Origin of the sequence: Propionivibrio sp., assembly GCF_017995515.1 — a bacterium.
Classification (GTDB): Bacteria; Pseudomonadota; Gammaproteobacteria; order Burkholderiales; family Rhodocyclaceae; genus Propionivibrio.
Map to the genome: position 1 here is coordinate 1 of NZ_JAGOIT010000010.1, position 10,156 is coordinate 10,156.

Below are 10,156 nucleotides of genomic sequence, written 5' to 3' on the forward strand. Positions count from 1 at the left end.
CCTGCAGATCCAAAGACCTACAGTCTTTTTACATCGTGCGAGTTACTTCATCTTTTTAGCTTCGTGCCAAGGGCACGTCACCAGACCAAGAACCCACACCTATCGATTGTCCAGTTTTTAAAGAACTATGGTTGCGGGGACAGGATTTGAACCTGTGACCTTCGGGTTATGAGCCCGACGAGCTGCCAGACTGCTCCACCCCGCGCCCGAACGGCTACACAACTTTGCAACCTAACTAAATGCCTGGCGCGCCCGGAGCGATTCGAACGCCCGACCCCTTGGTTCGTAGCCAAGTACTCTATCCAACTGAGCTACGGGCGCGCTGCATCAAGTGAGCTGCGCATTATATAGATCGATTTAGGGTTAGGCAAGCGTTTTCTACACTTTTTTGATCTACGAATTCACTCCTCACAATCCGCTTGGCAATTCCTCCCGGGTGCGTTTTCTTGCACGAGAGATTATTTGTAAAATCAAGCCATGCTAGATGATCGCTCCAAGACCCTGCTAAAGACACTGATCGAACGCTACATCGCCGATGGTCAACCGGTTGGCTCACGCGCGCTCTCCAAGTTCTCCGGTCTTGACCTGTCCGCCGCGACGGTACGTAACGTAATGGCAGATCTCGAAGAACTTGGCTACATCGCCAGCCCGCACACTTCGGCCGGCCGAGTACCGACGCCACGCGGCTACCGTTTCTTCGTGGACAGCTTGCTCACAATGCGCCCGCTTGAAGCAGAAAAGATTCATGCAATCGAAGGGCAACTGCGGCCGTCACAACCTCAACCTCTGATCAGCAGCGCTTCACATCTACTCTCCGGACTCACCCACTTCGCGGGCATCGTCCTTTCGCCACGCAGGAAGACGCCAAAGATCCGGCAGATAGAGTTTGTCAGCCTTTCGGAGAAGCGCATCCTGCTGATCATCGTTACCACCGACGGCGATGTGCAGAACCGCATCCTTTTTAGCGAGCGGCCTTATTCCGCCTCGGAGTTGGTCGTAGCGACCAACTATCTTAATCAGTACTTCGCGGGAAACGATTTCGTACAGATTCGCAATCAAGTCCGAGCAGATCTGCAAAAGATCCGGGGCGATCTACAGGATCTCATGGCTGCCGCACTCGCAGCCGGTGACGACGCGATGAAGCACAACAGCGACCAGTACATCATCTCGGGGGAACGAAACCTGCTCGAAGTCGAAGAATTTTCCTCGAACATGAAGCGGTTGCGTGAACTCTTCGATTTGTTCGAGCAACGTACGGCGCTCATGCAACTGCTGGACATCTCCCATCGCGCCGACGGCATCCAGATCTTCATCGGCGGCGAATCCGGACTGGCGCCACTCGACGAATGCAGCGTGGTCACGGCGCCGTATGAAGTCGACGGCCAGATTGTCGGGTCGGTCGGCGTGATCGGGCCGACACGCATGGCCTACGAGCGCGTGATTCCGATTGTCGACATCACCGCCAAACTGCTCTCTTCAGCCCTGACCTACCAAGTAAATTCCTGACCGTGATCCAATGACCAGCCTCCTGCCGGAACCTCGATACGAACACGGATCAGCAGAACATACAGCGGTACTGCTGATTAATCTGGGGACACCAGAGGCTCCCACACCGCTAGCTGTTCGGCGCTATCTCAAGGAATTCCTTTCGGATCCTCGTGTCGTCGAGATTCCGCGAGCGCTCTGGTGGCCGATCCTCAATGGCATCATCCTCAATACGCGACCGAAGAAGTCAGCCGAGAAATACGCCTCGATCTGGACGCCCGATGGCTCACCACTGAAGGTCCATTGCGAAAAGCAAACAAGATTGCTACGCGGCCTCCTCGGCAACACGGGCCATCAGGTCGTCGTCGACTACGCAATGCGCTATGGCCGCCCATCGATCGCCAGCACGCTCACCCGCCTGAAGGCCGAGGGCTGCAAACGCATACTGCTGGTGCCGCTCTATCCTCAGTATTCGTTGAGTACCACAGCCACCGCACTCGACGCCGTATACGACTGGGCGAGGACGCTCAGAAACCAGCCGGAGATCCGCACCGTCCGCAGTTTTGCCGACGACACGGGCTACATTGAGGCGCTATCTAGTAGCGTTCGGCAACACTGGCTAAAGCATGGTCGCCCGACGAACTCCTATTGCCTGGTGATGAGTTTTCACGGCGTTCCCCGATACACACTAGAGAAAGGCGATCCTTACCACTGCGAGTGCCAAAAGACCGGCAGGCTGCTGGCCGAGTCGCTGAATCTCGGAACGGACCAGTATCAGATCACGTTCCAATCGCGCTTCGGGCGCACTGAATGGCTCAAGCCTTACACCGCACAGACACTCGTTGAACTCGCTCAATCCGGTGTCGAGCGGGTTGACGCCATTTGCCCCGGTTTTACGGCCGACTGTCTGGAAACTCTCGACGAAATCGCGATGGAAGGAAAAAGCAAGTTTCTGCAGGCTGGCGGCCGCGAGTTCCATTACATCCCTTGCCTCAATGAGCGCGAGGACTGGATAAAGGCCCTGACAGTTCTCGCCGCCAACCATCTGCAAGGCTGGCCGACACGCAGCCAGCCCGACAGAGCCGCGCTCTCGATCAGCGCATTACGGGCCAAGGCGCTCGGCGCCAAACTCTGAGCCGATCACTGCAACGCTCCACTCAAGTGATCGCCCTCTGCTGCCGTTAACTTCTTGCGCGGGCGCCCCGCGTGAAGTTGATGGAGGTCACCATGAAGATTGCCAGTTCGGCCTTGCAACTTGAGTCCGGTCACACAAAGACACAGCAGCACGAGGTCAGCGAATCGCTGCGCGCTTGGGTCGGAAACCGACGGCCCGATTTTGAAGGTCGCGAGCAGAGCGTTCTCTCTCAACCGTCGGCAACCGTTCAGATCTCCGAGGATGCGAAGACCGCGCAGTCAAGCGAGGCAAGCGCAATCCAGGACAGTATCGATGCTGCCGAGAACGATCCGATGCTGCGACTGCTCCGAGCCATGATCGCCATGCTGACCGACCGTGAAGTTGATGTTTTCGACTCAGAAGAACTCGGCGTCGACAACCCCGCGCCCAACCTCGAAAGCCCGAACCAGTCGCCGGCCGCGGCGAGTCCGCAGCAACCCGCCGGTTTTGGCGTCGAGTACGATTACCACGAGAGTTACAGCGAAGTGGAACAGACGACGTTCGAAGCCAACGGGGTAATTCGGACGGAAGACGGCAAGGAAATCAGCTTCGACCTCTCGCTTTCGATGACCCGGAGCTATCACGAGGAGTCGAACGTCAGCATCCGGCTCGGCGACGCGCGCCAGAAGAAAGACCCTTTGGTCATCAACTTCGGAGGCAACGCGGCGCAGCTGACCAGCCAGCGCTTCAAGTTCGATCTCGATTCTGATGGTCAAACGGACGACATCAACTTCGTGACAGGCGGCAGCGGATTCCTCGCACTCGACCGCAACGGCGACGGGAAGATCAACAATGGCTCGGAACTGTTCGGCGCAAAGAGCGGCGACGGTTTTGCCGAACTGGCTACGCTCGACTCGGACAACAACGGGTGGATCGATGAAAACGACGCTGCGTACGAGAAGCTGAGCATTTGGACCAAAGACAGTACCAGCAAGGATCAGCTATCGACGTTGACGCAGGAAAATGTCGGAGCCATCAGCCTGGCCCGCGTTGCCACGCCGTTCGAGCTGAAGGATTCGCGGAACCACCAGCAAGGCGAGATTCGCGCGACCGGCATCTATCTTCGTGAAGATGGCGCAGCCGGAACGATTCAGCAGATCGACCTGACCGTTTAGCGACACGGCTCGGTCGCAATCAGGGCGGTGCCAACTCCAGATCACAACCGGCGCTGATACCGCGCACCGCTGGTTGCCCGAGTTTGGCGAGCGCCTTGTTCGCGCCGCGAAGGCGGGCGATCACCTTGGCAACCAGTGTCTTGTGGAAACGCTCGAGCACTTCGTCCGAACCCAAGTCGAGCGCTGCGCTGTTAATCTCCAGGAACAGCGTCGGCTCGAGTGTCACGACCGTCGACGTACGTTTTGTTTCGCAGGGATGCAGGTAGGCCATTTCGCCGACAACCTCGCCGGACCCGAGACGGCAGACCGCCCGCCCTTCGACCGACACCTCGACAAAGCCGGTGACGACGACCCCGAACAGCCGGTTGTTGTCGCCTTCCCGAATCAATGCCACCTTCTCCGACACTTCACGCCAGACGCTGATGCGCAGCACTTCCCATAGCTCGACGTCTTCGAAATCGGTGAAGAACTCCAGGCTGCGCAGCTTCTCGAAATGCGTCAGATCCTGCTGCGTCGATCCCTCATCGAGGATCTGGTAGCGAACGGTGGAAAGATCCTTGGCGAACTCGGCGCCGTTGCGATAGCGGCTGTAAAGATCCTTCTCCAACGCTTTCTTGATGATCGGATCGAGGCCCACCGGCAAATTCGGGTTCAGGGCGCAAATCGACGGCGTATCGGCGTTGACGATCTTGTACACCAGCGCGCCCTGATTGCCGGCGCGGAACGGCAAACGTCCCGTAAGCAGCTGAAACAACAGCACACCGAGCGAATAGAGGTCGGTTTTCTGGTTCAGCGGATAGTTCTTGATCTGCTCAGGCGACATGTAAGCCGGTGACCCCACCCCCATGACGAAGGTCGAATCCTTGTTCATGTCCTTGTGCAGATTGAGCGCCAGGCCAAAGTCAGTGATTTTCGGATTGTCGTCCGCGTCGATCAGGATGTTGGCCGGCTTGATGTCGCGATGCACGACGCCTTGCCGGAACGCGTGGTCGAGCGCCAGACAACACTTGAAGATGATCCCGATCACCCGGTGCATGGGCAGCAGGCGATTGATCGCACAATACTGATCGAGCGCCGTTCCTTCGATGAATTCCATGACGAGATACGCCTGGTCGGCCTCGATCACCGCATCGTAGATCCTGACGATATTGGGATGATCGAGCCGCCTGCCGATTGCGTCCTCGGTCTGGAACAGCTTGCGCAAACGGCGCGACATCGCCGCGTTGTCCTCGCCGAACTTGATCAGCTTGATGGCGACTTCGCGCTGCGCATCCGGATCGCGCGCGAGATACACGACCGCCGTTGCCCCCTTGCCGAGGATTCGGATGACTTCGTACTTGCCTATCTTTTCAGTCATGACAGTCCCGTTCTTCTCGCTCGCACCCAAATGACGCGGTTATTCGACAGCAAGCTGCCGCGCCCCTGATTATATTTTTCCGCGCCGCCAAAAAACACACCCGAAGCGCTTGAAATCGACAATCCCGCCCCAAAGTAGCGTGCAGTTTTTCCGGGAGAGACCTACTCATGCAGACGCAAGACCACGAAATCACTGAGAACCAACCTGATCCGGCCCCCGAAAGCACGGAACAACACACGCCTGAAACCACCCCGAGTCTTGAGGAAATGATCCGCCAGGCCGAACTCAAGGCGGAAGAGCACCACGATGCCTGGTTGCGCGCCAAGGCCGAAACCGAGAACGTCCGCCGCCGCGCCCAGGAAGACATCGCCAAGGCATCGAAATTTGCGGTCGAACGCTTTGCCGGCGAATTGCTGGCCGTCAAGGACAGCCTGGAAGCGGCCCTCGCAGCGGACACGCCGAGCGTCGAGAGCATGAAAGCCGGTAGCGAACTGACGCTCAAGCAACTCGTCGCGGCTTTCGAGAAATCCGGACTGAAGGAAGTCAATCCGTTGGGCGAGAAGTTCGACCCCCACTTCCATCAGGCGATCAGCATGGTCGATTCCGACCAGGAAGCGAACACCGTCGTCACCGTGCTGCAAAAAGGCTACCTGATCGCCGAACGCGTCCTGCGCCCGGCGCTGGTCATGGTCGCCAAACCCAAGGCTTGAAAAGACGGCTGACAGCCTCACTTAAGGCACATCCGACGACTGCAAACGTTACGGTATTCACGAATTCAATTTAGAGGACAAGAAAATGGGCAAAATCATTGGTATCGACCTGGGCACGACCAACTCCTGCGTTTCCGTCATGGAAGGCGGCAAGCCGAAGGTCATCGAAAACTCCGAAGGCGCACGCACCACGCCGTCGATCGTCGCCTACACCGAGGACGGTGAAATCCTGTGCGGCGCACCGGCCAAGCGTCAGGCCGTCACCAACCCGAAGAACACGCTGTACGCGGTCAAGCGCCTGATCGGCCGCCGTTTCGAAGAAAAGGAAGTGCAGAAGGACATCGGCCTGATGCCGTTCAAGATCCTCAAGGCCGACAACGGCGACGCCTGGGTTGAAGTGCGCGGTGGCAAGATCGCCCCGCCGCAAGTCTCGGCCGAAGTGCTGCGCAAGATGAAGAAGACCGCCGAAGACTACCTCGGCGAAGAAGTCACCGAAGCCGTCATCACCGTGCCTGCCTACTTCAACGACAGCCAGCGCCAGGCGACCAAGGACGCCGGCCGTATCGCCGGTCTCGAAGTCAAGCGCATCATCAACGAGCCGACCGCGGCCGCCCTTGCCTTCGGTATGGACAAGAAACAGGGCGACAAGAAAATCGCCGTCTATGACCTCGGCGGCGGCACCTTCGACATCTCGATCATCGAAATCGCCGAGATCGACGGCGAGCACCAGTTCGAAGTGCTTTCCACCAACGGCGACACCTTCCTCGGCGGCGAAGACTTCGATCAGCGCCTGATCGACTACATCATCGAAGAGTTCAAGAAGGAAACCGGCGCCAACCTGAAGACCGATGTGCTGGCGCTGCAGCGCCTGAAGGACGCCGCCGAAAAAGCCAAGATCGAGCTTTCCTCGAGCCAGCAGACCGAAATCAACCTGCCGTACATCACGGCGGATGCCTCGGGGCCTAAGCACCTGACGCAAAAGATCACGCGCGCCAAGTTCGAATCGCTGGTCGACGAACTAGTCGAGCGCACCATCGAGCCCTGCCGCATCGCGCTTAAGGACGCCGGCGTCAAGATCACCGACATCGACGACGTCATCCTCGTCGGTGGCCAGAGCCGGATGCCGAAGGTACAGGAGAAGGTCAAGGAATTCTTCGGCCAGGAACCGCGCCGCGACGTCAACCCGGATGAAGCCGTCGCCGTCGGCGCCGCGATCCAGGGCGGCGTGCTGCAAGGCGAAGTCAAGGACGTGCTGCTGCTCGACGTCACCCCGCTCTCGCTCGGCATCGAAACGCTGGGCGGCGTGATGACCAAGCTGATCAAGAAGAACACGACGATCCCGACCAAGGCGTCGCAAGTCTTCTCCACGGCCGACGACAACCAGTCGGCGGTGACCATCCACGTCCTGCAAGGTGAGCGCGAGATGGCATCCGGCAACAAGAGCCTCGGCCAGTTCAACCTCTCCGACATTCCGCCGGCGCCGCGCGGCATGCCGCAGATCGAAGTCACCTTCGACATCGACGCCAACGGTATCCTGCACGTCTCAGCCAAGGACAAGGCGACCGGCAAGGAAAACAAGATCAAGATCCAGGCATCTTCGGGCCTCTCGGAGGAAGAAGTTCAGCGCATGGTGCAGGACGCCGAGGTGCACGCCGAGGAAGACAAGAAGGCGCACGAACTCGCCGAAGCGCGCAACCAGTGCGACGGCATGATCCACATGGTCAAGAAATCGATGACCGAGTACGGCAAGGAACTCGGCGACGACGAAAAGTCGACGATCGAAGCCGCGATCAAGGATGCCGAAGACGCGATCCGCGGCAACGAGATCGACGTCATCAAGCAGAAGAGCGAAGCCCTCGGCACCGCCGCCCAGAAGCTCGGCGAAAAGATGTACGCCAAGCAGCAGGCTGAAGCCGGCGCGGCGGGTGCCGACGCATCGGGTGCAGCAGGTGGCGCCGAAGCGTCCAAGGATGACGGCGACGTCGTCGATGCCGAGTACACGGAAGTCAAAGACAAGAAGTAAGCAGCAAAGGTCGTCCCGGGCGAGGAGCGTATAATCGCGCCCTCGCCCATTTGCATTACCTCATCCGGCATTCCTACTCATGGCAAAACGCGACTTTTACGACATTCTCGGCGTCAATCGCGACGCCTCGGACGAAGAAATCAAGAAGGCCTACCGCAAGCTGGCCATGAAGCACCACCCGGACCGCAATCCGGACAATCCCAAGGCGGAAGAACACTTCAAGGAAGCCAAGGAAGCCTACGAAATCCTCTCGGACAGCCAGAAGCGTGCGGCCTACGATCAATACGGCCATGCCGGCGTCGACCCGCAATCGGGCATGGGCGGCGGCGGTTTCGGCGGCGCTGGCGGTTTCTCCGACGCCTTCGGCGGCATCTTCGACGAAATTTTCGGCGGCGGTCGTGGAGGCGGCGGCGGTCGTTCCAATGTCTATCGTGGCGCCGACCTGCGTTACAACCTCGAGATCACGCTTGAACAAGCCGCGTTCGGTACGGAAACGAAGATCCGCATCCCGACGATGGAAGCCTGCGAGCCGTGCAAGGGCACTGGCGCCAAGGCGGGTACACAGCCGAAGACCTGCCCGACCTGCCAAGGCAGCGGCCAGGTGCGTATCCAGCAAGGCTTTTTCTCGATCCAGCAGACCTGCCCGAAATGTCACGGCACCGGCAAGTTCATCGCCGAACCGTGCGGCAGCTGCCACGGCGCCGGACGCGTCAAGCAGCACAAGACGCTGGCGGTGAAAATCCCGGCGGGGGTTGACGAGGGCGATCGCATTCGCCTCTCAGGCGAGGGCGAACACGGCGTCAATGGCGGCCCGTCCGGCGATCTGTACGTGCAGATTCACCTCAAGGCGCACCCGGTCTTCCAGCGTGAGCAGAACGATCTGCACTGCGAGATGCCGATCAGTTTCACGACGGCAGCGCTCGGCGGCGAGATTGAAATCCCGACGCTCGACGGCGCAGCAAATCTGAAGATTCCGGCCGAAACGCAATCGGGGAAAATCTTCCGTCTGCGCGGCAAGGGCATCAAGGGCGTGCGCAGCCACAGCCACGGCGACCTGCTCTGCCACGTCGTCGTCGAAACGCCGGTCAATCTGACCGATCGCCAGAAAGAACTGCTCCGCGAACTCGACGAAACGAGCAAGGGCGACGCCGAACGGCACAATCCGCGCGCGAAATCGTGGATGGATCGTGTGCGCGACTTCTTCGCCGCCAGCTGATCAAACGTCGTAACAAGTAAAAAAGCCCGTTGAATATCAACGGGCTTTTTTCATTGAAGTGCTGTCTATGCTTACGCGCGGCGCCAGCTCGTTCCCTGCGCCCCATCTTCCAGCACGATGCCGGCAGCCAGAAGTTCGGCGCGAATACGATCGGCTTCGGCGAAATTCTTGCCCTTCTTCGCCGCAACGCGGTCGGCAATCAGCGCTTCGATCTTCTCCGTCGAAAACTCGCTCCCAGCCTCGCCGCCCGACGGCGTCGCCTGGAGGAACACCTGCGGGTCGCGCTTGAGCAGGCCAAGCAAACCGGCGAGCGCCTTCAGTTGGCCCGCCAGAGCCGCAGATTTGCCGCGGTTGACCTCTGAAGCCAGGTCAAACAAGACGGCACACGCTTCCGGCGTATTGAAGTCGTCGTCCATCGCCGCCTTGAAACGTTGCGCATGCGCCTCGTTCCAATCCACCGCGACGTCGTCACCCTGCACCGCCTTGAGCGACGTGTACAGCCGGCCCAGCGCGTGCCGTGCATCATCGAGGTGCATGTCCGAATAGTTGAGCGGACTGCGGTAGTGCGCGCGCAGGATGAAAAAGCGCACGACTTCGGAGTCGTACTTTTTCAGAACCTCGCGGATGCTGAAGAAATTGCCGAGCGATTTCGACATCTTCTCGTCGTCGACGCGAACGAAGCCGTTGTGCATCCAGTAATTCACGAAACTGCACTGGTGCGCGCCTTCCGACTGAGCGATCTCGTTCTCGTGGTGCGGGAACTGCAGGTCCTGCCCGCCGCCGTGGATATCGAAGTGCTTGCCGAGCAGATCCGAACTCATCGCCGAGCACTCGATGTGCCAGCCCGGGCGGCCATTACCCCACGGCGACGTCCACGACGGCTCGCCTTCCTTGGCGTGCTTCCAGAGCACGAAATCGAGCGGATCGTGCTTGGCCTGATCGACATCGACGCGCTCGCCGGCGCGCAGATCGTCGAGCGACTTGCCGGAGAGCTTGCCGTACCCGGCAAACTTGCGCACCGAGAAATTCACGTCGCCGTCGGCTGCCTTGTAGGCCAGGCCGTTCTGCTCCAACCG

The 10,156-nt window shown here is 59.4% G+C and carries 8 protein-coding genes and 2 tRNA genes; 6 read left to right on the forward strand and 4 right to left on the reverse strand.

Translation table 11 applies throughout. The features are described 5' to 3' along the window. Window positions 1–128 precede the first annotated feature (128 nt). Both KBA32_RS02870 and KBA32_RS02875 read right to left on the reverse strand, forming a co-directional pair. Window positions 129–205, reverse strand: a tRNA-Met gene (locus KBA32_RS02870). A gap of 39 nt (window positions 206–244) precedes the next feature. Beyond that, window positions 245–321 (reverse strand) — tRNA-Arg (locus tag KBA32_RS02875). 156 nt (window positions 322–477) lie between these two features. Here KBA32_RS02875 and hrcA point away from each other — a divergent pair. From hrcA to KBA32_RS02890, 3 genes are all read left to right on the forward strand, one after another. Then, window positions 478–1,506 carry a heat-inducible transcriptional repressor HrcA gene (hrcA, locus tag KBA32_RS02880; RefSeq protein WP_294355026.1) on the forward strand — a complete coding sequence of 343 codons (1,029 nt, stop codon included), beginning with the start codon at window positions 478–480 and terminating at the stop codon, window positions 1,504–1,506. Window positions 1,507–1,516: 10 nt separating this feature from the next. Continuing rightward, window positions 1,517–2,620, forward strand: coding sequence for a ferrochelatase (gene hemH / locus KBA32_RS02885; protein WP_294355028.1), 1,104 nt, complete (start codon window positions 1,517–1,519; stop codon window positions 2,618–2,620). 92 nt (window positions 2,621–2,712) lie between these two features. Further along, on the forward strand, window positions 2,713–3,774 hold the full coding sequence (locus KBA32_RS02890) for a VCBS repeat-containing protein (RefSeq protein WP_294355031.1): 1,062 nt from the start codon (window positions 2,713–2,715) through the stop codon (window positions 3,772–3,774). A 19-nt stretch (window positions 3,775–3,793) separates the two neighbouring features. Here the strand turns inward: KBA32_RS02890 and KBA32_RS02895 are convergent, their stop codons facing one another. Next, on the reverse strand, window positions 3,794–5,131 hold the full coding sequence (locus KBA32_RS02895) for a serine/threonine-protein kinase (protein WP_294355032.1): 1,338 nt from the start codon (window positions 5,129–5,131) through the stop codon (window positions 3,794–3,796). 167 nt (window positions 5,132–5,298) lie between these two features. Here KBA32_RS02895 and grpE point away from each other — a divergent pair, with 167 nt between their 5' ends. The 3 genes from grpE to dnaJ all read left to right on the forward strand — a co-directional run bounded on the left by grpE (window position 5,299) and on the right by dnaJ (window position 9,080). Next, window positions 5,299–5,841: a nucleotide exchange factor GrpE gene (grpE, locus tag KBA32_RS02900; protein WP_294355035.1), complete on the forward strand. Its 543-nt coding sequence runs from the start codon at window positions 5,299–5,301 to the stop codon at window positions 5,839–5,841. Between the two features lie 85 nt (window positions 5,842–5,926). Continuing rightward, on the forward strand, window positions 5,927–7,864 hold the full coding sequence (gene dnaK, locus KBA32_RS02905) for a molecular chaperone DnaK (protein ID WP_294355037.1): 1,938 nt from the start codon (window positions 5,927–5,929) through the stop codon (window positions 7,862–7,864). Window positions 7,865–7,943: 79 nt separating this feature from the next. Further along, the gene (gene dnaJ / locus KBA32_RS02910; RefSeq protein ID WP_294355040.1) at window positions 7,944–9,080 is read left to right on the forward strand and encodes a molecular chaperone DnaJ; all 1,137 of its coding nucleotides are present in this window, start codon (window positions 7,944–7,946) and stop codon (window positions 9,078–9,080) included. A gap of 71 nt (window positions 9,081–9,151) precedes the next feature. On the opposite strand, the gene cysS is transcribed toward dnaJ, so the two are convergent. Further along, window positions 9,152–10,156, reverse strand: a 1,005-nt coding sequence (gene cysS / locus KBA32_RS02915) for a cysteine--tRNA ligase (RefSeq protein WP_294355042.1), incomplete at its 5' end; no start/stop codon positions are given.

What these genes read in the sequence shown, in the direction of transcription:
- hrcA (WP_294355026.1), top strand. Translation starts at nt 478, where the DNA reads ATGCTAGATGATCGCTCCAAGACCCTGCTAAAGACACTGATCGAACGC.
- hemH (WP_294355028.1), top strand. Translation starts at nt 1,517, where the DNA reads ATGACCAGCCTCCTGCCGGAACCTCGATACGAACACGGATCAGCAGAA.
- KBA32_RS02890 (WP_294355031.1), top strand. Translation starts at nt 2,713, where the DNA reads ATGAAGATTGCCAGTTCGGCCTTGCAACTTGAGTCCGGTCACACAAAG.
- KBA32_RS02895 (WP_294355032.1), bottom strand. Translation starts at nt 5,131, where the DNA reads ATGACTGAAAAGATAGGCAAGTACGAAGTCATCCGAATCCTCGGCAAG.
- grpE (WP_294355035.1), top strand. Translation starts at nt 5,299, where the DNA reads ATGCAGACGCAAGACCACGAAATCACTGAGAACCAACCTGATCCGGCC.
- dnaK (WP_294355037.1), top strand. Translation starts at nt 5,927, where the DNA reads ATGGGCAAAATCATTGGTATCGACCTGGGCACGACCAACTCCTGCGTT.
- dnaJ (WP_294355040.1), top strand. Translation starts at nt 7,944, where the DNA reads ATGGCAAAACGCGACTTTTACGACATTCTCGGCGTCAATCGCGACGCC.